Below are 22,526 nucleotides of genomic sequence, written 5' to 3'. Positions count from 1 at the left end.
TAATGAATATAGATTTAAAAGGAAAAGTCGCTGTGGTGAGCGGCGGCGCAACACTGATTGGTAAAGCTGTTGTACAAGCTTTGGTCAGTGCAGGTGCTCATGTCGCTATCTTAGATATTGATGCCAAAGGCAAGGCAATTGCAGAAAGCTTTAACCATGACGTGATGTTTATTCAAACCGATTTAACCAGTGATGCGGCTATTCGACAAGCTGTGGTAGATATTCACCAACATTTAGGTGAAGTGAGTTACTTGGTGAATTTGGCATGTACCTACTTAGATGATGGTTTTAAATCTTCACGTCAGGACTGGTTACAAGCACTCGATATTAATTTGGTCTCCACAGTTGAGCTGAGCCGTGCTTTATACACTGACCTAAAAAAGCAGCAAGGTTCAATCGTTAATTTTACTTCAATCTCGGCCAAAGTGGCACAAACAGGGCGCTGGTTATATCCAGTGTCTAAAGCCGCGATACGTCAACTCACACAAAGCATGGCAATGGATTTTGCTGCCGGTGGTATTCGCGTCAATTCAGTTTCTCCCGGTTGGACATGGTCTCGTGTCATTGCAGAAGTCAGTGGTAATAACCGTGAAAAGGCCGATAGCGTGGCAGCCGATTACCACTTGCTAGGCCGATTGGGCCATCCCGAAGAAGTCGCCAATGTTGTTTTGTTTTTATTGTCACCTGCTGCGAGCTTTGTCACCGGAGCAGATTACGCAGTCGACGGTGGCTATTCAGTGATGGGCCCTGAAGGATCACAGCCTGCTATTCCACGCTTAGCCGAATAGCACAGCGTTTTAAAAGTACATTTAGAAAATTATGGAGAATATTATGCGCCGTATTGCAATTGTTGGAGCAGGACAGTCTGGTTTACAGCTTGGTTTGGGGTTATTAGATACAGGTTATGACGTGACCATGATCACCAATCGAACTGCCGACGAAATCCGTCAAGGTAAAGTCATGTCAAGCCAGTGTATGTTTCATACCGCTTTACAAACTGAACGTGACTTGGGACTAAATTTCTGGGAAGAACAATGTCCAGCAGTAGAAGGCATTGGGCTAGCTTTAGTTAACCCTGAAAATGGCGGTAAAGCATTTGAATGGAGTGCTCGTCTTGAGCGCTACGCTCAATCAGTCGATCAACGCGTCAAAATGCCATATTGGATGGAAGAATTTGAACGCCGTGGTGGTCGATTGGTGATTCAGGATGTTGGTATAGAAGAGTTAGAACAACTCGCAAACGACTACGAACTTGTCTTACTCGCGGCTGGTAAAGGTGAAGTTGTTAAACAGTTTGAGCGTGATGATGCACGCAGTGTTTTTGATAAACCTCAGCGCGCTTTGGCTTTGACCTATGTCAAAAACATGAAACCGATTTCACCTTATTCACGTGTGACTTTTAACATTATTCCTGAAGTTGGCGAATACTTTTCATTTCCAGCACTTACCGTTAATGGTCCTTGCGACATCATGGTGTTTGAAGGAATTCCAAATGGGCCAATGGACTGTTGGCAAGATGTCAAAACACCGGAACAGCATTTGCAGTGCAGTTTGGATTTACTCAAGAAATTTGTGCCTTGGGAATATGAGCGTTGCACAAATGTTGAGTTGACCGACGTAGGCGGTTATTTGGCAGGACGTTTCCCACCGACCGTACGCAAACCAATTTTGACATTACCATCTGGCAAGCAAATTTTTGGGATGGCAGATGCCTTAGTGGTGAATGACCCGATTACTGGTCAAGGCTCAAACAACGCTGCTAAGTGTAGCAAAATCTATTTCGATGCCATTTTAGCCAATGATAATCAAAACTTTAGCGAACAATGGATGGTTCAAACTTTTGAACGTTATTGGGCTTATGCAGAAAAAGTCGTAGCTTGGACCAATAGCCTGTTAGTACCACCGCAGCCACATGTCGTTGAACTATTAGCAGCCGCAAGCCAAAACCAAAGCATTGCCTCAATTATGGCCAATAACTTTGATGACCCGCGCTCTTTTGCCCCTTGGTGGTTTGATGCAAATCAGGCTCAAACATTCTTGGCCTCAAAAACCACAGCAAAAGTGGCCTAAGGTCAAAACAGCAAAGGGAGAATTAAAAATGGACACAATTGAAACTTTAGGCTTACAAGCAATTAACACTGAAAACCCAAGAGAAATCCGTAATTTACTTGGGCAATTCGCAACTGGCGTTACCGTGATTACAACTCGTGGTAAAGATGGTCGAAAAATAGGCATGACAGCCAATTCATTTTCATCGCTGTCTTTAGATCCGCCACTAATTTTGTGGAGTCTTTCAAAAACAGCGCCAAGTTTGTCTGATTTTGTAGAAGCTGAATATTTTGCCATTCACATGTTGGCACAAGAGCATCACCAGCTTTCGGGACATTTTGCTCGAGGTGCTGAAGATAAATTTGCAGGCATTGCTCATCAACAATGCAATGCAGGCGTTCCAATTTTATCCGATGCACTCGCAACCTTGGTTTGCCGCAATGTAAATCAGTATGAGGGCGGAGATCACCTGATTTTTATTGGTCAAATTGAACAATACCAACAGCGCCAAGGTGAACCATTGGTATTCCACGCAGGAAAGTATCGGATTGCCGCTGAGCATCCAGAATTAGCACATTAATTCACAACAATCACGATCAATCCGGTCGTGATTTTTTTATAGGAAATAAGAAGATGAAAAGCACTTTAATTAAACATGGCTTTTTAGCAGGGACATTGTTGGGTTTGCCATTAGTTTCTCATGCCTACGATTTACCGACCGTAAACTTAGGTATGACCAGCTTACTCGATGGAGGTTTACCCGCAGGGCCTGGCTGGTATGCTCAAACTTACTTTCAAAATTACGATAGTAATAAACTGGTCGATGCCAATGGACAAAAATTAGGTTTACCTAAAACAGATTTAAATTATCAAGTACTGGTTGAACAGATTAGTTATTTATCGAATGTCCGAGTAAAGGATAAAGCCAGCCTAGGTATGAATTTTTTAATTCCTTTTGTCAGCAAAATGGACATGGATGATGGCTTGAATAATGCTGCTATTAAAGCCCAAAGTGGCTTTGGGGACATTATGATTGGACCTTTTATTCAATTCGATCCAGTCATGGGCGCGCAAGGGCCGAAGTTTGTACATCGTTTTGAGTTTCAGGTGAATTTACCTACGGGCGAATACGATCGGCAAAAAGATATTAACCCCAGTAATAACGCTGTTTCATTTGACCCTTATTGGGCTGCAACGTATTGGTTTAATCCTAAATGGACCGCATCTACACGTATCCATTATCTCTATAACTTTAAGAATAATGACCCAAGCTATGCTTTTGCTGGAGCAAATGATATGCAAGCTGGGCAAGCAATTCATGCAAACTTCGCAACAGACTATGCCATTACCGAACAGTTTCGCTTAGGACTAAATGGCTATTGGCTAAAACAAGTCACTGATACCGAAGTGGATGGTGAAAAAGTCAAAGGTAGACGTGAGCAAGTCTGGGCGATTGGTCCGGGTGCGATGTTTAGTTTTTCTAAAAATGATCACTTGGTTGCAAATGCTTATTTTGAGCAAGATGCTGAAAATCGTCCAGAGGGAACACGACTACAAGTTCGTTATGTCCATCATTTTTAAATCATAAAAAAGCCTTTTATATCAATCAATATAAAAGGCTTTCGTCTATTTTTAGTTTACGAAAAAATTGAAGTAATTAAGCCTGAACCTTCAATGTGACCAGAACGGCGAGTAGACGAAGGTAACTCACCATAACGGCGTTTATATTCTTGAGAAAAACGGCCTAAATGGCTAAATCCCCATTTAAATGCAACGTCAGTAACCGACAGATTTTCATTATGCATCAGCTCTAAATGAGCTTGTTCAAAGCGTAATTCTTTTAAATAAGACATTGGGGTTGTCCCCAAATAGTTTTTAAAACCAGTAAATAGGGTTCTTACGCTCACGCCTGCATGTTCAGCTAAAATTTCGACATTAAGTGGCTCATGTAAATGTTCTTTTATATAGGCTTCTGTACGCTTCACAAAATAAGGAGAGACTGTTTTTTCTTTATACTGATCTATTTTATGTAACGCATTATTAGGTTGGCCATAAATAAGTGCATTAAATAGATTTGACTCAAATTGTTTAAAGGCTAAAGGATGATGAAGCGGGTGTTGTTCACAAGCCAAAGCATCCATCAATGTTCTAACGAGCTGTAAAAAGTAGGCTCCACTTTGTGTAGCAAAGTCTAATTTGGGGTCGAAAACGAGTAAGTTGTTTTCTGAATCAGCAATATGTTGACGGCAATGGTAAGTAAAATCATCCTTTGAAACTTTTAAAATGAGCTGTGGTGAGTTCGCGTGCCAGCGCATACGTAAAGATTGCTGAGGTGAAATAAGAGAAGCAACTTGAGAATAAGAAATAAACCTTTGTGAACCAAACTCGATTTCTGCATAGCCTTGAGTTGGAATTTGAATTAAGTAAAAGTTATCCAGATGATCTGGTTCAATAATGACATCTGCACCATATTCCAAGCGACTAATAGACAATGCGCCTGTTTTAACATGGTGCATGGTTGCACTGAAATCTCGCTTCTGCTGAGAGATTTTAAGATCATGTGGTTTAAAAATTTGCCCGACATTTCGGCAAGTTTCGCTTAAATCGTGGTGATCAAAGACCAGATTATGATTGGTAAAGATAGACTCATTTTGAAAATGACGCCCACTGAGTTCTGGGGAGTTGGCTTGGTTCATATTTATCCCTTTTGGCTCACTCCTGTATTTACTTGTATTGCAAAAGCCTTAAACCTTCACTGTTCAGCAAGTAAATACGGCACTTAAAAAATTAAGTTACTCGCAAATTACAATGAGATATAAGCAAAATACAGACCAATTTAACCGCTAATTAATATGATTTTCTCAAACTTTTACATCGGATTTTGTCCATCAATTTAATACATTTGAGAAATAGAATAGGGGGATATAAAAGGTGCTATAACTTAATCTCATCATGATCTTATTCCTTAAGATCTATCAAAATTTATAGCAAATCCGAGTGAGCTGGTCAATTTATTTTGTCGGAATTAATTATTTTATATTGTTGATATATAAAAACTTTTAATTTAAATGCAAAAATTCAATATACCCCTTGCAGAGTATATTGAATCATTTCAGGTTTAGTAGTTTTTAAATTATTTATACTTTTAACGTGAGGTATTGCTTTGTAAAAACTTCTCGCTATAAATACGATAGTTTTGCAAAGCTTGCTCATCCAACCAATTTTTAACGGCTTCAATCATTGGTGGTGGGCCACATAAATACATATCAAAAGCCTGCTCAGCCAGTTGATCTTTATTTAAGTGCTCGTGAATATAGCCTGCTTTACCTTGCCAAGCTTCAGTTGCTTTAGTCACAATTGGGTGATAACTAAAGTTGGGTAGCTGTTCAGCATAGGCATGTAAACGTTGTTGTTCACATAAATCGGTTTCATTATTTACGCCGTAATACAACTGAACGGCAGGCGAGTTGGGCTGATCAACCAAGTTATCAAGCATTCCCAAGAAAGCTGATAAACCTGTTCCACCCGCCACAAAAACCAGTGGTCGCTGTACTTCACGTAAATAAAAACTACCAAGTGGCGCTTCAATGAGTAGGGTTTGTCCGACTTTACAACGATCACGCAAATAATTGCTCATCACACCGTCTGGCAATAGACGAATTAAGAATTGCAATTGATTGGTTGCGTTTGGTCTATTCGCAAATGAATATGAGCGCCAGTCTTCGGTATCCGGTATTTGCAAACGAGCATATTGACCCGGCAAAAACTGAAGTTGTGCAGTATGACTGCTCGCATCAAGATGCAAAATTGCTGTCGTTTCAGAAACCAGTTCAACCGCAGTCACTTTGGTTTCAATTTTTAAAGTATCTCCAGCATTGCAAATAGCAGAATCATGATCGAAATAAAAAGCTGCATCTGATTTCACACGCGTCTGGCAAGCTAACATTTTTCGCTCAGCCAAATCACGTTCACTTAATGCATCTTCATCGACATATTCTTGTTCATAAATCCCAGTTTCACATTGTCCCTGACAGGTACCACAAACACCTTCACGGCAGTCTAGCGGTAGGTTAATTCCTTGGCGAACTGCTGCATCAAGCAACAATTCGTCATTATTCACCGAAATGAAAAAGGTTTTGCCATCGGCAAAGTTAAGTGCAACTGAATGTCCCATTTTCATTCCCCTTAAACGTGATAGAAGTCTAAAACGGAATCAATTTTGTCATTCAGCAAAATGCTGTGCTGACGACGAATGCGGAAACCATCTGCGGTTTGGCGTAAAAGATAAGTGGCATGTCCGTAAAAACAGCCTTCTAAGCCTTGACGGTTATAGAGCGTTTGCCATGCAACTTTTGCTTCAATTAATCCATCTTCCAGTGTTTTAACTCGAATGTTGTTTATGCTGTGTAACGTACGTGGTAACGGTGTTGCAGACGCTGCTTTTCCTGTACGAATACGGAATACACGGTCTTCAAGTCCTGTACGGTCTGCATAATAAATATAAGACAAACCCTGATTTGGATCTTGAACATAGTTATGGTCATCAATCCACTGTGGAATATGATATTCACTATCTTCATCGTAAAGCTCTAGGTAGGCATCCCAGTCATAAGCGTCACAAAGTTCTGCTTTTTTGTACAAAAACTGAGATACAGCAAAATTTAGTTCTTGTGACATGGTTACACCTCATCCATTAGGGCATTGTTCTCAAAAGTAATATCCTGCATTTTTAATGCTTTCTTGTTTAATCCGTCGAGCATTAGACGTTGCCAGTGTCCATGCTGGTTTACATAGAGTCCTTCGTGGGTAAACTCTCGGCCAGTAATGACGGGTTGAATGCCTAAATCTTGTGAGTTTTTGGTCGCGCCATATTCCCAAGACTGACAGCCGCGAGAAATATCGCTCCAACGTTCAAGACGTGCTTGGAAACCTTTTTGCTGTTCACGGAATTCGACTAAATCGTCTGGTGTACCAAGGCCTGATACGTTAAAGAAATCTTCAAACTGGCGAATACGGTTACGGCGCGCTTCAGCAGATTCGCCTTTAACCCCAATGCATTGACTGATGACTTCGGTTTTATTCCATGCCACAGGACGAATAATACGAAGCTGTGAACTAATTTGGTCCATAAAGAATAGACTAGGGTACAAGTTTAAGTTTCTTAAACGATGCATTGCCCATTCAGCATATTTGTCACCGTATTTTTCGACCATATACGGCATAACTGTGCTATAGCCTGGTCGAACAGTTGGGTTCGGCATATCACTGAATAAAACACTATGGCCATTTTTGAAACTAAACCAGCCATCGTCAGTTTCTGAGTCACCGGCACCTAACTTGCTATAGTCAAGAGTATCGAGTTCTTCACCTTTTGATGCATTGACTTGTTGGCGATGTTGGACTGTAGAAACATAGTTATAGTGAACAGTACTTACATGGTAACCATCTAGGCCATTTTCATTTTGTAGCTTCCAGTTACCTGCAAAGGTATAAGATGACTTGCCTTGTAATACTTCGAGTTCATCTGTTGGGGACTGGTTAACCATTAAATCAAGAAACAGTTTTGCATCGCCCAAAAAGTCTTCTAGAGAGTCTGTTGCTTGAGTATCAAGGCTTACAAATACGAAACCACGGTAGCTGGCAATACGGCCTTGTTTTAAACCACGACTTGATTTATCAAAATCTTCACAATATTCACCAGGTGCTTTGACTTTAACCAAGCGGCCATCTGACTTATAGCACCATGCATGGAACGGACAGGTAAATGTAGACTGGTTGCCTTTGGCAACACGGGTTAAAGTGGCACCGCGGTGTTCACAAGCATTGACCATGGCATGTAGTTCGCCTTTACCATCACGGCTCACAATAATCGGTTGGCGACCAATTTGAACTGTTAGGAAATCATGATTGTTTGGGATCTCACTTTCGTGGCATGCATAAATCCAAACCTTTTCAAAAATAAGTTCCATTTCCAAGTCAAATAGTTCAGGCTCAGTAAACATATTACGTGCAATGCGAAACACGCCATCGTTAGGACGGAAGTCGATACATCCATCTACAAAATCATTCCATTGTTTTAAATTAGATGAGGTCATTTGCTCAATCCTATTCATTCAGCTTTTAACTGATTGAACCGCGATTAGGCTTTGGCCTCTATCCGTTTTTTCCAGATCTTTATCCACTTTGTGCAGTTTTAATTTTTTAATAAGACTATTTTTAAGAGCTAATCGAGATTTAAATTTGTATATGTCTTAGCTTGTTAAACTTCCCTATAATGTTAGCGAGCATAAAATAAACTTTTGTGAACTAAGTCTATGAAAGAACAAAACTTAAAATTACAGATTAGAATTCTTTTAGAGCAGAACATTGCGTTTGGTCCGGGTAAGGCAGACTTACTTGAGGCGATTGAGAAAACTGGTTCGATCTCACAAGCCGCAAAATCTATGAATATGAGCTACCGACGTGCGTGGCAGTTGGTCGACACTATGAATCAATGCTTCGAAACAGCTTTGGTGGAAACTCAAACAGGCGGAACACATGGTGGTGGGGCAGCCATTACAGCTTTGGGCCAGAAAGTCTTACAGCATTACCGACAAATGGAAATCAATGCTCGACAAGCCTTAGAACATGATTATCAAATTATGAGTAGCTATTTAAAGAAATAAGATGAGAAATATTTTATAAATCAAAGAATTTAAGAGCGAATCAGTTTTGCTTAACTATAATTTTTAATTGTTCAGAAAAAATACCCATCTTTATAAATAACTTCTACTTTTCATCGTCTATAGTTATCGCTATATTCTTGGGTATATATCGCTGCAAAAAACGACAAAAAGGTAAATATAATGGTAAGTGATACGAAGATAAAAAAGTTGGCTTTAGCCTATTCAGTCTTCAGCATAGGATTGGTCTTTAATGTTCCAGCCAAGGCTGAATCGGTTACCATTTATGCAGCAGCGAGCTTAACCAATGCGATTAACGATTTAGAAAAAATTTATGAAAAACAAAATAAAGTAGAAGTTAAAACCTCATATGCAGGCTCATCGACATTAGCGAAACAAATTGAAGCTGGGGCACCGGCAGATATCTTTATTTCAGCAGATACCCAGTGGATGGATTATCTGCAAAATAAAAAACGAGTTGCAACAAATGACCGTATAAATTTATTAGGCAACCGTCTGGTTCTAATTACCCCTAAAGGGCAGTCACTAAATATAAAACTAGATAAAACGACCGATCCCAATAAAGTATTTACAGGCAAGATTTGTACAGGGGATACCAAAAGTGTGCCTGTAGGCAAATATGCTAAACAAGCTTTTACCAATTTAGGTTGGTGGAGTCGTATTGAGCCAAAGTTAGTTGAAACAGAAGATGTTCGAGCTGCATTAAATTTTGTTGCGCGTGGTGAATGTCAGGTTGGCATTGTCTATGCAACCGATGCAGCCATTAGCAAAGACGTGAATGTAGCTGGTGTATTTCCGATAAATACACATTCGCCAATTATTTATCCTGTAGGGTTGATTAAAAAGAACTCAAACTCAGCAAAGTTCTATCAATTTTTACAAAGCAACCAAGCTAAAGCAGTCTTTAAAAAATATGGCTTTAGTGTGCTAGCTCCAGTTAAACCATGATGTTTTCTTTAACCCCAGAAGAACTCAGCGTTCTTCAACTTTCTTGTAAGGTAGCGGCAAGTTGTCTTGTGGTCAGTATTATTCCCGCAATTTGTGTGGGATGGTTTTTGGCACGAAAAGAGTTCTGGGGTAAGTCATTCATTGAAACATTGGTGTTTTTACCTTTGGTGTTACCACCAGTTGTTCCTGGCTATTTGCTTTTACAAGTTTTTGGGAGCCGCGGCGTTGTTGGACAATATTTGGCACCGCTCGGAATTGATTTTGCATTTAACTGGAAAGGTGCCGTTCTTGCTTCAGCAGTAATGGGTTTTCCGCTATTGGTACAATCTATTCGTCTAGCGATTGAACTGGTCGATCAACGTTTAGAAATGGCAGCAAAGACATTAGGTGCCTCATCTTTAGGGGCATTTTTTCATGTCACTTTACCGCTTGCCAGCAGTGGCATTTTAATTGGTGCCATTTTGTGCTTTTGCCGCAGTTTAGGTGAGTTTGGAGCCACTATTACTTTTGTAGGTAATATTTCAAATGAAACACGTACTTTGCCTTTGGCCATGTATAGCTTAATGCAACAACCCGATACCGAGGCCGCTATTCAAAGGCTAATTATTTTATCGTTAAGCGTGGCTTTTTTAGCGCTATGGTTTGCACAGTGGTTTCATCGTTATCAAAAGAAGCGCTTAGGGCGGTAAGATTATGTTGATTGATTGCCGTTTTCAGCTATACATGGGTCAATTTCATATTGAACCTAGTTTCCAGTCAGATGCTACTGTTATTGGATTATTTGGTGCATCTGGGTCAGGTAAAACGTCTATTTTACATGCCATTGCAGGGCTGAACACACCGCGTAGTGGGCTCATTAAAATACAGGGCCAAACATGGTTTGATTCAGATCAAAAAATTAACTTGAGCACGCAAAAGCGGCATGTTGGATTGGTCTTCCAAGATGCTCAGCTTTTTCCGCATAAAACGGTAAAGCAAAACTTATTATTTGGTCTTAAGCACCTGTCCCAACAAGAACGTCACTTTGAAGCAGATTATATTATTGAGTTATTAAAGTTAGACCACTTATTACAACGTATGCCTATCAAACTCTCAGGAGGAGAAAAACAGCGCGTAGCACTGGGTCGAGCATTGTTATATTCACCTAAGCTGTTACTGCTTGATGAGCCGTTATCGGCACTAGATGCAAACCATAAAGCTGAAATTATTCCTTTTTTTCAGAAGGTAAAAGAGGAAATAAAAATTCCGATGATTTATGTGAGTCATGATATTCAAGAGATTAAACAACTGACCGAAACAATGTGGATTTTATAATTTTTCATATTTCACACATTATTTCAGTCTAGTTAGTTCATGGTTGTTAGCTAGCCCATAAACTACCAGTTGGAGCAGATTTTCGGCGATCTTGGGCTTGTTGATAAAAACGCCAGAAAGCGAAAGCAAAAATGATAGCTAAGAAATCAACCACTAAGATTTCTCCACCATGTACCCATAAGCCACTTTGAGGAATAAAGTAGGCTAAAAGGGATGTAAGCGGAATCGCAAATAACACTAAAACCAAAGTTAACAACAGTTGTGGTAAAGCTTTTGCATAGCCAATCACAAAGGTATAAATCAAACTCAGTAGGAAAACCGCATAATAACCATACATAAAGAGGTGGTTCATACTTTCAATGTTAAGCGCTGCGAAAAGCCAACGACTGGCCAACATTGTACCTACGACGGCTAAAACACACCCTAAACATGCACCTATCGTTAAGTTCGCAAGGAACACTACATCTTTACGTTGAACAGGAACAGGATCTTCAGCACGCTTTTGTTTACGTGCGCGGGTTTCAACCCAAAGAATGTTACCTGTATAAAACAAGAAAGCGCCACCAACACCTAACACAAAATAAATCCAGCGTACGCCCGTACCACCAAAACTTCCAAAATGTAGACTAAACATGGCGTTGATTAACTTATTTCCAGCATCAGTCTGTGTGTTAATACCTTTATGATTAAAGTGCTCAACGGCGTAGGGGTTCATACGCATAAAGTCTTGATTTGCTCCACGTAACATCTGATCTGAGCTATAGAGAGCAATACGTGCATTGGCTTTTTCAGGTTTATCGAGGTTACTGAACTGGATATAGTCAACTGAATATTCAGGTGCTACTTTTTTTGTTTGAGCTAATATTTGCTGCACATCAATTTGTGTTTGTTTAGGTTGAATCAGCGCTGGGGGAGAACGCTGAAAAACTGGCTGTCCTTTGAGAGCAAGTTGTCCAATCGCATCATAAAAAAAGTCATGAAAAGCAAACACAATAACGCTAATACTAATAATGATATGGAATGGTAAGCTCGTAATTCCAATCACGTTATGCGCATCTAGCCAAAAGCGCTTTTTATTTTTGCCAGGCCGAATGACAAAGTAATCCTTTACTAAGGTTGGTAAAAGTATGATCACTCCTGAAAGCAGGGCAAGAAAATATAAAATTGAAACCACGCCCATCACATAGAGACCTAATCCGTGATGGCCTGCCATGCCCGGTATGCCTGCTGTTTCATGCAATTGTTCAATTAGCCAGCCTGCTTTAGATAAGTTTTCTTGAGCAACAATTAACTCGCCATTGTTATTTAAGCTTGCCATCCACGTAGACTGAGCCGCATTAAAGCCATCTCCACGTTCATGTTCACTCCAAGTAATGGGTGCATAGTGAAATTCATTGGACGATAAATTGAGTGTGAAGTTCTTTTGCGCAGCAGGATAGGCAGTCTGTACTTTTTGAATAAGCTCATTATATTGATCGGGTGAGACTTTCGGTAGAACTTGCTGTGTTGGCGTAGCCCACTTACTAATATGGTGCTGAAACATGCTGAGCCCACCAGCAAAGAAACAGATAAAAAGCAAAATACCTGCACATACACCCACCCAAGTATGCATGCTTTTTGCTAATTTCATGATGTCTGAACGTACTTTCATGGTTAACCCCGTAAGACAAAAATACAGCTATACGCTAGGGCATTAGCAATGAATAAATAGATCAGCGCTTTTCGTCCGGTCGTAAAAAAATAACTGCCAAACATAATAGGCATCCAAAACCAAGGAACACTCCACATACCCACTTGCACCAATAAATCCATGGCAACATAAGGTTGGCCTAATAAAACAATCAAATTACCAATCGCGATAGAAAGACTTAGACCAAAAACACCACCAGCAAAAGTTTTACTCCACCAGTCTGGCTGGATAGGAGACTGAATTTTAGCTTTCATGAAATCAGTTTCCGTTTAAAAAGCGCCATAAAAGGGAGGAAAGACCACGCAAAAATGATGAGCATGAACCAGCAAAAAGCGGCAACCACTTTCGGTAAGCTTGCAAAAAGTGCAATGAATCCAATACTTAATAGCACTAAACCCAAATACTTAAAGAAAGTAGGAAGGTGTTGAGACAACAAATTTTGGTTGCTATGACTACAATAGATACTGACCGCTCCCAACAGGGTCAAAAAAAGTCCTATAAGTTTCATAATCGCTGTTTATAAGTAAATTAAAGTCAAAATTTACCAAATAGTATAAGTAAATAATAATTATTATCAAATGATAAATATAATTATTTATTGATTTGCAGTAAGTAAGTTAAGATAGGAGATAACTCATTAAAAATATTTATTTTGAAGTCGAATACAGTGAGTCATTATCTATACATTCCTGAACAAATCAGTACATCAATTTATGAAATTTCGAGTCCTATTTTTCTTACATCAGAGTTATTTTGTTATGGGTTAGATTTATCGCAAACAACGCATTTGTATATAGACCAACAATTAGAGCATCCTCTAAAAATTGCTCAAGCGTGTGTCAAACGTAAAAATGAGTACTTATGTGGCAGGGTATTAGCTCAAGCTGTTTTAAATCATCATTTCTGTTTAGATCAGCCAATAACCTCGATGCACGAACCTTTACCCATCTGGCCATCTCATGTTTTGGGTAGTATTAGTCATTCACAAAATAAGTTAATTGTTGCGCTATCTAACAATGCAGTTTATTTGGGAATTGATATTGAGCACTGGGTGACCTCAGAATTTGCTCGAGAGAGCGCACATCTTGTTTTAACGCCATCTGAGTTTGATTTATGGAAAAATAAAGCGGCTGAGTTTTTTGATTTTGCCCGCTATGTGAGCTTAATTTTTTCTATAAAAGAAAGTCTATATAAAGCGGTTTATCCCACTGCAAAGCAATATATAGATTTCTTAGAAGCATCTATCGTTGATATTAATTTTGAAAATAAAACATTAACGCTCACTTTTTTGCCAAAAATTCAGCAGCGCTATCAACTCTTGGAACAATATCAAGGTGGCTGGGCTGTAGAACAAGACCATATTATGACTTGGGTTTTTCAGGCACGTCATTCTGCTTAAAGCAAAGAAGGCAACAAATTGCCTTCTTTTTTATTTAGAGATTAATTTTCTTGTAATTTAGGATCTTGGAATCCAGTTTCACGCATATCTTGAGAGTTGAATAAGAACATAAATCCTACTGCAAAGCTTAATATGCCAAAGAAGAGGATACTTCCTGATATTGGTAAAAACCGAGTTAATAGACCTAAAGTTGTAGTGGCAATCGAATCGCCTAACGCATCTTGCGCAAGCCAAATTGCGTTAATACGCCCTAAATATTCATCAGGTGTATGTCCTTGCACAATGCTGTATTGAAGCAAGTTGGCAATCGACATCAAATATCCGAAGACACACAAAATGGGTAAAGTCACGATGAGCCAAGGTGAAAGTCCAATCATAATCATGCAGCTAAAAACACCTAAGCACGTATAGAGCATGGCTAAGCCTGGTTTGAGTAACCTTGTTGTCCATCCACTTAGTAAGGCACCCAAAGTTGAGCCTAAAGGCACGGCTGAATACATAAGTCCGAGTTCAAATGCACCACCGTGAAAAATTTCATCTGCCATTTGCGGAAAAATAATGCGAATAGCACTGCTAAAACTAAGCAATGTTCCAATTAAAATGGTGCTGCCAACCACTTTATTTTTAAAAACAAACTTAAACCCTTGAGCTAATTGGCGAAGAGGACTTTCGCCATTTGATGAATGTTGCGGTTTAAGTGCAGGCAGCCCCATTAATAAAAACACAGTGAGTAAAGTACCCACGGTTGAGACCCAATACACAGTTGCTACACCGCTAGCAGCAATTAAAATACCGCCGATTGCTGGTGAAATAACGGTTGCAAGCCGTACGGATACCATACTGATCGCACGGGCTTGTACAATATTTTCGCGCCCTACAATCACAGGCATGATCGCCATCATTGCCGTTACACCCAGTGCACCAAAGAAACCATCCCATGCTGAGAGAAAATAAATGGCATAGAGCGAAGGGTGCTCAAACATGGCGTTGATGGCGAGGCCAGCAAAGCCTAAACCACACACACCACGTGCCAATAAAATCAGCCATTTTCGATCTTTGCGATCTGACAGCAAACCACCAAGTAACAAGCCAATAAACATGGCTATGCCTTCAAAAGCCATTGCGACGGCAACGTTAAGCGAGTTACCCGTAATGTCATAGACCTGTTTTGGAATAGCCACGACCAACATGCCAATGGTTAACAATGACAATGTGCGGGCAATAAATACATGTCGGAAATGAGCATTACGTTTTAAAAGACTAAAATCGGTCAATATAGATTTGAAGCTCATGGCGTGTGCTCCTCTAAACCGCGTGCTTGACAGATCATGCGGTTTAAAATCGGGCCAAGTGTTTCAAGCTGCTGCGGAGACAATATATCGGTATGGTCCGCTTCACTTAGTCGAACAATATTGAGTTTTTTAACTAAAGGTGACCATTGTTGTTCTGGTTGGATATACGGCAGCAAGTCTTTTTCAGCAACAACTAAGTGTAGTTCACCATTAAGCTGCGGCATTTTATACGGTTTTAATAAACGGACGGCATCGCGATAGTTCGCGAAAATATCTTCTTGTAAACGGCGGGTTTCTTCACTTAATGCCGTATCTGCATCGGCTAAAATATCATTGAAGAATTGAAGCTGTTCTTGTTCAGCTTCAGCATTCATTTCTTCTACCGACAAATCTAACCACTGATGAATTTCAGCAGGGTAAGTGTCTAACAAGCCGAGATAATCAACTTTTTCACCTTGTTCAGTGAGCTTTGCTGCAACTGCATAAGCCACAGTGCCGCCAAGTGAATAACCTAATAAAGTATAAGGTCCTGTTGTTTGTTGCTTGCGAATAATCTCAAGTTGTTTTTCAACCAGTTCGTCCATGTCATTGCTATTTGCCAATAGGCCATCTGGTCGAGGTGACTGCAATCCAATAATGGGTAAATCAGAATGCAGATAACGATTCAGAACCGTATATTGCCATGCCGAACCAGAACCTGGGTAGAAACAGAACAATGGATGCCCAGAGCCAGAACGGATTGGTAAAATTGGTTGCATGCCAGTTTGTTCAACTTCTGCTAAACGTTCTTGTGTAAGCAGTAAAGCAGCTAAACGTTGAATCGTGACATGACTCATCAACTGGCCAATTGGAATGGTCCGCTTAAATACTTTTCGGATTTCAATTGCAAGCTTCATCACCAAAATGGAATGCCCACCAATAGCAAAGAAATCTTCGTTAACACCAATATTTTGATTGGTATTTAAAACTTGTTGGAAAATACGTGTCAGTTCATGTTCAAAAGCAGTGGTGGCGTACTGTTTTTCTGTATTTGAAGGGTTAAGTTGTGGTTGCGGCAGTGCTTTACGGTCCAGTTTACCATTATGACTTAATGGGAATTTCTCGACCAACATATAGTGTGTTGGCACCATATATGCAGGAAGCTGTTTCGCCAATTGTTTCTTTAACTGGTCGATGTCCACAGGTGCTTTTGTTTGCAAGTAAGCAACCAACTGAACACCAGCTTTATTTTGTTCAGTAACGATAGGATGTACAACCACATCAAGACCGCTGATTAAGCGTAATTGTTGTTCAATTTCACCCAGTTCAATACGTTGCCCACGTATCTTTAACTGGTCATCAGCACGGCTCACATATTGAATACTACCGTCTGCATGCCAACGGGCAATATCACCAGTACGGTACATGCGTTGACCTGCTGCGAATGGGTTGGCCACAAAACGTGTTGCTGTTAAGTCTGCTCGATGTAAATATCCCATGGCGAGTTGGTGGCCTGCTAAATAAAGCTCACCGTCTACTCCAATAGGAACAGGGCGTAAGTATTGATCTAAAATATAAAGCTGGGTATTCCAGACTGGATATCCAATCGCAACGCTACTTTCTTGCGAATGTAATCCCAGTGTTGCGTCCATATAACTTACATCTACCGCAGCTTCCGTTGGGCCATATAAGTTATGTAGCTCACAGCTAAAGTGGTCGGTAAATGATTTTGCTAAAGCCGTTGGTAATGCCTCACCACTACAGAACACTCGGCGGATTGGCAAACTTTGACGCTGAGCAGATGACAAAATTTCGGTAGCAGCATTTTCAAAAACAGCCAACATTGATGGTACAAAATGTAATGTTGTTACCTGATATTTTTGAATGAGACTTAATAATGCCAATGGGTCACGGTGTGCATCCACAGGTGCCATAACTAATCGTGCACCCACTAAATATGACCAGAAAAACTCCCATACTGAAACATCAAAAGTGCATGGCGTTTTTTGCAAAATCGTATCGTTGGCTGACAGTGGATATTCTGATTGCATCCATAAAATACGGTTCACAATGGCTTGGTGAGAAACCATGACGCCTTTTGGCTGACCTGTTGTACCCGATGTATAGATTAAATAGGCCGGATGCTGTGGGGTAATGACTGTCGTTTTATAGCTGCTTAAATCAACCTTTGTTTCATCAAACAATTCATTAAAACCAAAGGTGGCTATTGATGGATGGGCAATAGCAGCTAGATCTTTTTGTTCACCAATCACAAGTTTAGATTTGGCATCCCGCAACATAAATTTGATGCGTTCAGTCGGATGTTGTAAATCAATAGGTAAATAAGCTGCACCTGCTTCAATCACTGCTAAAATAGCGATACTCAGTTTGACTGATCTTGGTAGGGCAACCGCAACAATATCTCCAGCCTGTACACCCGCGCTTTGCAATTGCTGTGCTAAAGCACAAACTTGCAAACGCACTTCACTGAAACTGAGCTGATGATTTTCATCAAATAACGCCGTTTGTTCAGGCGTAATTCGAGCTTGTTCTCTGAGTAATTGCTGTAACGTGCTCTGGCGAACATAGTATTGGGTTTGATTCCTTTTCTGGATTAAATCGCGTTCTTCGGCCAGTTGTAAGCGATAGTGAGCTAGAGAAGTCTCTGGTTCATTTAATGCAATTTCAATCAATTGAACCATTCGCTCAAGGAAGTGTTCAGGCTGATCAATTACACCACGCTGTTCAAGCAATAGCTCAATTTGATGATCAGGGATAACTAACAAAGCAAGCGGGTAATGGCTATAACCACGATTTGTGAGTCTTGAAATCGCAGCATCACCAAGTTTTTGCTGTAAATACTGATTATCAGGATAGTTTTCTACGACTAACAAACTATCGAAAAGATTGCCTTGCCCCACTAGTTGCTGAATTGCGCCTAGTCCTAAACCATCATGCTCTAAATGTTCAACATGTAATTGTTGTAACTGAGTCAATTGTTCCCAAAGTGTTTGCTGCATGTTGAGCTTTACACGTACTGGAATCGTATTTAAAAACAATCCGATCTGCTGCTCTAAACCATTGATAGGTGCTGAACGCCCAGAAACAGGTGTACCAAACACAATATCTTCACGATGAGCATAAATATTTAAAGTCATTGCCCAAATCATTTGCATGAAGACATTGAGCGTGATGCCTTGCTGGCGTAATTTGTGTTGAAGTTTCGCACCCAACTCAGCACTTAAACGATATGAAGTTTCCTGTACAGCTTGCTGTGCTTGATTAAATAAAATAAGTGGCTGTAAATCTGCTAAATCACGTTGCCAAATTACTTTTGATGTTTCATGGTCACGTCCAGATAAAGCTTTAATCACTGTTTCATAACTATATTCAAGCACTGGCAATTGTTGATTAGTTTGCTGATAAGCCTTAATAAAGTCTTGTAAAAACAGCGGAGTTGACCAACCATCAGTTAACAGATGATGCACCATAATCAGTAATTCGGATTGTTCTGGGGCATGTTGAATTAAGGTTGCCCGAATTAAGCCGTAGGGTTGGTCGAGGTGAATCGGTTGCTGTAATGCCTCTTGAATAGTTTGCTCAAGAAGATCGGGAGTGACTGAGCAAAACTGAACTGGCCAAGCTTGAGTAGGATGTAATGAATAGATAAAAACAGGTTCTTCAGCTAATTCACTATCAAAATGCCCACCTAGTTGCGGGTGACGTTTTAATACGGTAATCAACGCTTGCTGTAAACGTACTGGATCAATGTCTCCATTTAAACTAAGACGAGTAAAGGCATTATAGTTCGATTGATTTTCTACTTGAGACAAGAACAGCATACCTTTTTGCAAAGGAAGCAAAGGTAAAATAGTGCTGTTCTTTCCATATTTTTCTTGAACCTTTTGTTCTAGGTCTGCTGAAAATAACGGTTTTGAAACAGCCGTTTGTTGTTCATCTAAACGGGTGAGTTGCGGTGCCATAGCGGCGACTGTTTTAAATTGGAATACATCACTTGGTCTTAAGCCGTAACCACGTTGGCGTAATTGAGTACAAAGCATAATGGCCGAAATACTATCGCCACCTGTCATAAAGAAGTCGTCATCAATTCCAATTGCGTCAAGCTTAAGAACAGATGCAGTAATTTGACATAAAAGTTGTTGTTCAGACGTTTCGGCCATTCGGCTATGGGTACGAATTTGAGGCTTTGGCAGTGCTTTTTTATCGACTTTACCACTTACATTTCGTGGAAATTCGGACATAACAGTCAGGGCAGAAGGCACCATATATTCAGGCAGGTTTTGACGTAACTGACTTAAATATTGCTGACTTAATTGCTCACTGTTTTTTTCATCAAGTTCAATATCTTTGACCACACAATAACCGAGTAAACGATGACTGTTATTAATCGGTTCTGCAATCACGACTGCGCTTTCAACATTGGCTAAAATCGAAAGTGCATTTTCAACTTCACCGATCTCAACTCGATAACCACGAATTTTAATCTGGTCATCACAGCGTCCCATAAATTCAAGTTTACCCGAACTATTCCAGCGGACTAAATCACCCGTACGGTACATGCGCTGTCCATGTTCAAATGGATTCGCTACAAAGCGGGCAGCACTTAAATCAGCTCGACCTAAATAACCATTGGCAATGCCAAAGCCAGAAATATAAAGTTCACCAATCACGCCTGTAGGGCATCGTTGTAAATGACGATCTAGTACATAGGCCTGTGTATTACCAATAGGGTTACCAATGACAGGGCGAGCTGTCTGTTTTAATTCTGCTCGGAAAGTATCAACCGTATATTCGGTTGGGCCATACAAATTATGAGCAAAAAGCGCTGGCTGAGCATTTAGCTGTTGCCATAAAGCTAAAGGTGCAGCTTCACCACCAATCAAAATAAGACTTGGGTGATGCTGATTTTCAGCAAATAAACCATTCGTCATCATTTGCGCACAAAAAGATGGCGGTAAATCAAGTGTATCGATTTGTCGTTGCTGAATTTCTTGCACTAAACCAAATGCATCTCGACGCATGTTTTCATCAAAAATATGTAGCTCTTGGCCCCATAACATCCAGAAAACTTGCAACCAAGATGAATCAAAAGAGAAAGAGTGTGTATGCGCTGCACGTAACGGACGCTCAGGGAAACGCTGATTTACAGCTTCTAATACGGGCCAGTAAATGGTTGGTTTATGCGACAAAATGAGGTTGAGTAAAGAACCATGTGTATTCATTACCCCCTTAGGGCGGCCAGTACTACCTGAGGTAAAAATTACATACGCGACATCTTGGAAATCAAATTTACGATTTTCGGCAGCAATATCACTCGCATCTTGCTTTCGAATTTGCGTTTGAACATCTTCATGATCAAGGTATAACTGCTGAATATTTTGTGGTAATTGCTGTGCAAGTGCTTGTGTGGTTAATACAAATAATGGATTGGCATCTTCACACATCATCTGCATACGATCGATTGGATAATCTAAATCGAGAGGTAAGAAACTCGCACCAGAATTGAGTACAGATAACATCACCACAACTGAGTCAATCGAACGAGGAATAGCTCCAGCAATGACAGTTTGCTTTTTGGCCCCATTTTCTTGTAAAAAACGAGTGAGTTGATTCACTTGTACTGCAAGTTCAGCAAAACTAAGATGCTGAAGGCTTGGACGTTCGCCACTCACAATTGCGGTACGTTCGGGATACTTTTTAATTTGCTCATAAAAAATATCTAGAACATTATTATATTGTTCAGGGTGACTAACACGTGGACCAATACCACTTTGAGTTAGGGCAGCAAGCTCTTGTGGTGTCGTAATATTAAAATTGCTACATGCGTGTTCTGGACGAATTAGAGCCTGTTCAAGCAATAAAGTTAAGCGTTGACCATGGTTAAATAGTTCATCTTGTGTATAACGCTGCGAATCTGCACGTAGTTCAATAATGAGTTCATGATCTTGAACAATAAAAGAAAACTCAAAATCATCAATTGGCCCTGTAGAAATATGGTGTGTTTTGACTTTTTCACCATCTAACATCAGGTCTTGATCAAAAGCTTTATAGTTTAAAATAGGGCCGTACATTCGTTCATGAATATCGATACTATTTAAATCTCTTAAAATTTGTTCAGCATCGTATTTCTGATGTGGACGAATTTGTCGTAATTGCTCTTGTACATGTTGAGCCAAGCTTACCCAACTGTCTTTTTCAGCAACTTTAAACTTCACAGGCAAGACATTTACCGTAGGTAAGGTTGAGCGAATCGCTTTTGAACCTAAACGGCGCATAAATGGAATACCGTTAACCAAATCAGCTTTATCAGTCAGTTTGTAAATATAATGTAATGACAATGACATCATTATGTCATTCAAAGCTAATTTAGATTGCGCAGCTAAAGCCTGAATTTGCTCTAAAATTCCTGTCGAAAAACGCAACTGATGCTTAATAAATGTCGCTGTGGTTTTTGCCGCTAAATGATGTGTACTTAAACTAACTGGACTAGGTAAATCTTCACAATATGCCTTCCAGAAAGCTTGGTCTATTTTAAATTGATGACTATTTTCATAAGCCTGACGCTCAGAAATAACATCATTAACGCCAATGAACGGAGAAATTGAAAGGTCTTTTTCTTCTTGTAATTGCTGATAGAGTTCAACAATACGTTTAGTCAAGTTAATCATGCTAAAACCATCAAGCATGATGTGGTGATAACGTTGATACCAATACACTTTGTCATGCGTTGTAAACAACACCTGACGAAACAGTTGAGATTCACCCGCTTTAAGTGATTTAGCACATTGACGATCTGATGGCATCCAGTCCCATAAACGTTGCTGAGCTTTTTTAGGCGTTAAATGACAAAAATCAAATTCTTCAATTTGAAACTGAACTTGGTTATTAAGCTCAATAAACGGTTGAGATGGGTCAGATGAATACGAAGCAATGACTGTGTCGGCTTCATTTAAGCCGATCTGAATTGCTTTTTTAAACGTTGGGATATCGACAGTTTTTGGTAATTCCAAACAATGCGCAATGGTATATAAATCTTCAATTGAACTTAAATGATCGGCAAGAAAAATACCGAGCTGAGTAGATGCCAATTCAAAACGAGCGGGTTGAGAAAGGTCCGGAGTAAATTCATTGTTTAATGCTTGATTCATGAC

At 39.9% G+C, this 22,526-nt stretch carries 17 protein-coding genes; 9 read left to right on the top strand and 8 right to left on the bottom strand.

All coding sequences use genetic code 11. The features are described from left to right. Positions 1 to 2: 2 nt before the first annotated feature. The 4 genes from ACH63V_RS09875 to ACH63V_RS09860 are packed head-to-tail and all read left to right on the top strand — an operon-like array spanning position 3 to position 3,630. The gene (locus ACH63V_RS09875; protein WP_396463397.1) at positions 3 to 788 is read left to right on the top strand and encodes an SDR family oxidoreductase; all 786 of its coding nucleotides are present in this window, start codon (positions 3 to 5) and stop codon (positions 786 to 788) included. A gap of 43 nt (positions 789 to 831) precedes the next feature. Further along, complete coding sequence (locus tag ACH63V_RS09870; protein ID WP_396463396.1) at positions 832 to 2,070, top strand: styrene monooxygenase/indole monooxygenase family protein; 1,239 nt, start codon at positions 832 to 834, stop codon at positions 2,068 to 2,070. Between the two features lie 28 nt (positions 2,071 to 2,098). Further along, positions 2,099 to 2,629, top strand: a complete 531-nt coding sequence (locus ACH63V_RS09865; protein WP_191105283.1) for a flavin reductase family protein — start codon at positions 2,099 to 2,101, stop codon at positions 2,627 to 2,629. A 53-nt stretch (positions 2,630 to 2,682) separates the two neighbouring features. Beyond that, entirely contained in the window at positions 2,683 to 3,630 is a 948-nt protein-coding gene (locus ACH63V_RS09860; protein WP_396463395.1) for a transporter, read from the top strand. A 56-nt stretch (positions 3,631 to 3,686) separates the two neighbouring features. On the opposite strand, the gene ACH63V_RS09855 is transcribed toward ACH63V_RS09860, so the two are convergent. From ACH63V_RS09855 to antA, 4 genes are all read right to left on the bottom strand, one after another. After that, positions 3,687 to 4,745 carry an AraC family transcriptional regulator gene (locus ACH63V_RS09855; RefSeq protein WP_396463394.1) on the bottom strand — a complete coding sequence of 353 codons (1,059 nt, stop codon included), beginning with the start codon at positions 4,743 to 4,745 and terminating at the stop codon, positions 3,687 to 3,689. Positions 4,746 to 5,194: 449 nt separating this feature from the next. Next, a complete protein-coding gene (antC, locus tag ACH63V_RS09850; RefSeq protein WP_396463393.1) occupies positions 5,195 to 6,229 on the bottom strand; it encodes an anthranilate 1,2-dioxygenase electron transfer component AntC in 1,035 nt (344 codons plus the stop codon). A 5-nt stretch (positions 6,230 to 6,234) separates the two neighbouring features. Then, positions 6,235 to 6,726, bottom strand: coding sequence for an anthranilate 1,2-dioxygenase small subunit (gene antB, locus ACH63V_RS09845; protein ID WP_191105280.1), 492 nt, complete (start codon positions 6,724 to 6,726; stop codon positions 6,235 to 6,237). A gap of 2 nt (positions 6,727 to 6,728) precedes the next feature. Further along, on the bottom strand, positions 6,729 to 8,144 hold the full coding sequence (antA, locus tag ACH63V_RS09840; RefSeq protein WP_396463392.1) for an anthranilate 1,2-dioxygenase large subunit: 1,416 nt from the start codon (positions 8,142 to 8,144) through the stop codon (positions 6,729 to 6,731). Between the two features lie 219 nt (positions 8,145 to 8,363). Between antA and ACH63V_RS09835 the strand changes: the two genes are divergently transcribed. From ACH63V_RS09835 to ACH63V_RS09820, 4 genes are all read left to right on the top strand, one after another. Beyond that, the gene (locus ACH63V_RS09835; protein WP_396463391.1) at positions 8,364 to 8,714 is read left to right on the top strand and encodes a winged helix-turn-helix domain-containing protein; all 351 of its coding nucleotides are present in this window, start codon (positions 8,364 to 8,366) and stop codon (positions 8,712 to 8,714) included. A gap of 180 nt (positions 8,715 to 8,894) precedes the next feature. Beyond that, positions 8,895 to 9,680 carry a molybdate ABC transporter substrate-binding protein gene (modA, locus tag ACH63V_RS09830; RefSeq protein WP_396463390.1) on the top strand — a complete coding sequence of 262 codons (786 nt, stop codon included), beginning with the start codon at positions 8,895 to 8,897 and terminating at the stop codon, positions 9,678 to 9,680. Continuing rightward, positions 9,677 to 10,369 (top strand): molybdate ABC transporter permease subunit, encoded by a 693-nt coding sequence (gene modB / locus ACH63V_RS09825; RefSeq protein ID WP_396463389.1) that lies wholly within the window; start codon positions 9,677 to 9,679, stop codon positions 10,367 to 10,369. The genes modA and modB overlap by 4 nt, the downstream gene beginning before the upstream one ends. 4 nt (positions 10,370 to 10,373) lie before the next feature. After that, positions 10,374 to 10,994, top strand: a complete 621-nt coding sequence (locus ACH63V_RS09820) for an ATP-binding cassette domain-containing protein (protein WP_396463388.1) — start codon at positions 10,374 to 10,376, stop codon at positions 10,992 to 10,994. A 46-nt stretch (positions 10,995 to 11,040) separates the two neighbouring features. Here ACH63V_RS09820 and ACH63V_RS09815 read toward each other — a convergent pair whose 3' ends face one another. Continuing rightward, on the bottom strand, positions 11,041 to 12,645 hold the full coding sequence (locus ACH63V_RS09815; protein WP_396463387.1) for a PepSY-associated TM helix domain-containing protein: 1,605 nt from the start codon (positions 12,643 to 12,645) through the stop codon (positions 11,041 to 11,043). 2 nt (positions 12,646 to 12,647) lie between these two features. Continuing rightward, entirely contained in the window at positions 12,648 to 12,938 is a 291-nt protein-coding gene (locus ACH63V_RS09810) for a hypothetical protein (protein ID WP_077163931.1), read from the bottom strand. A 413-nt stretch (positions 12,939 to 13,351) separates the two neighbouring features. Here ACH63V_RS09810 and ACH63V_RS09805 point away from each other — a divergent pair, with 413 nt between their 5' ends. Further along, positions 13,352 to 14,083 carry a 4'-phosphopantetheinyl transferase gene (locus ACH63V_RS09805; RefSeq protein WP_396463386.1) on the top strand — a complete coding sequence of 244 codons (732 nt, stop codon included), beginning with the start codon at positions 13,352 to 13,354 and terminating at the stop codon, positions 14,081 to 14,083. A 41-nt stretch (positions 14,084 to 14,124) separates the two neighbouring features. Here the strand turns inward: ACH63V_RS09805 and entS are convergent, their stop codons facing one another. Both entS and ACH63V_RS09795 read right to left on the bottom strand, forming a co-directional pair. Next, a complete protein-coding gene (gene entS, locus ACH63V_RS09800) occupies positions 14,125 to 15,375 on the bottom strand; it encodes an enterobactin transporter EntS (RefSeq protein ID WP_396463385.1) in 1,251 nt (416 codons plus the stop codon). Beyond that, complete coding sequence (locus tag ACH63V_RS09795; RefSeq protein ID WP_396463384.1) at positions 15,372 to 22,523, bottom strand: amino acid adenylation domain-containing protein; 7,152 nt, start codon at positions 22,521 to 22,523, stop codon at positions 15,372 to 15,374. Before ACH63V_RS09795 ends, entS begins: the two co-directional genes overlap by 4 nt. Between the last annotated feature and the right edge of the window lie 3 nt (positions 22,524 to 22,526).

This window comes from Acinetobacter sp. ABJ-A23_2, assembly GCF_044538765.1.
GTDB lineage: Bacteria > Pseudomonadota > Gammaproteobacteria > Pseudomonadales > Moraxellaceae > Acinetobacter > Acinetobacter nosocomialis_A.
This window is presented reverse-complemented; position numbering and strand designations above follow the sequence as displayed.

Bases quoted from the DNA above. Each gene is read 5' to 3' on its own strand.
- ACH63V_RS09875 (WP_396463397.1), top strand. From the start codon at position 3: ATGAATATAGATTTAAAAGGAAAAGTCGCTGTGGTGAGCGGCGGCGCA.
- ACH63V_RS09870 (WP_396463396.1), top strand. From the start codon at position 832: ATGCGCCGTATTGCAATTGTTGGAGCAGGACAGTCTGGTTTACAGCTT.
- ACH63V_RS09865 (WP_191105283.1), top strand. From the start codon at position 2,099: ATGGACACAATTGAAACTTTAGGCTTACAAGCAATTAACACTGAAAAC.
- ACH63V_RS09860 (WP_396463395.1), top strand. From the start codon at position 2,683: ATGAAAAGCACTTTAATTAAACATGGCTTTTTAGCAGGGACATTGTTG.
- ACH63V_RS09855 (WP_396463394.1), bottom strand. From the start codon at position 4,745: ATGAACCAAGCCAACTCCCCAGAACTCAGTGGGCGTCATTTTCAAAAT.
- antC (WP_396463393.1), bottom strand. From the start codon at position 6,229: ATGAAAATGGGACATTCAGTTGCACTTAACTTTGCCGATGGCAAAACC.
- antB (WP_191105280.1), bottom strand. From the start codon at position 6,726: ATGTCACAAGAACTAAATTTTGCTGTATCTCAGTTTTTGTACAAAAAA.
- antA (WP_396463392.1), bottom strand. From the start codon at position 8,144: ATGACCTCATCTAATTTAAAACAATGGAATGATTTTGTAGATGGATGT.
- ACH63V_RS09835 (WP_396463391.1), top strand. From the start codon at position 8,364: ATGAAAGAACAAAACTTAAAATTACAGATTAGAATTCTTTTAGAGCAG.
- modA (WP_396463390.1), top strand. From the start codon at position 8,895: ATGGTAAGTGATACGAAGATAAAAAAGTTGGCTTTAGCCTATTCAGTC.
- modB (WP_396463389.1), top strand. From the start codon at position 9,677: ATGATGTTTTCTTTAACCCCAGAAGAACTCAGCGTTCTTCAACTTTCT.
- ACH63V_RS09820 (WP_396463388.1), top strand. From the start codon at position 10,374: ATGTTGATTGATTGCCGTTTTCAGCTATACATGGGTCAATTTCATATT.
- ACH63V_RS09815 (WP_396463387.1), bottom strand. From the start codon at position 12,645: ATGAAAGTACGTTCAGACATCATGAAATTAGCAAAAAGCATGCATACT.
- ACH63V_RS09810 (WP_077163931.1), bottom strand. From the start codon at position 12,938: ATGAAAGCTAAAATTCAGTCTCCTATCCAGCCAGACTGGTGGAGTAAA.
- entS (WP_396463385.1), bottom strand. From the start codon at position 15,375: ATGAGCTTCAAATCTATATTGACCGATTTTAGTCTTTTAAAACGTAAT.
- ACH63V_RS09795 (WP_396463384.1), bottom strand. From the start codon at position 22,523: ATGAATCAAGCATTAAACAATGAATTTACTCCGGACCTTTCTCAACCC.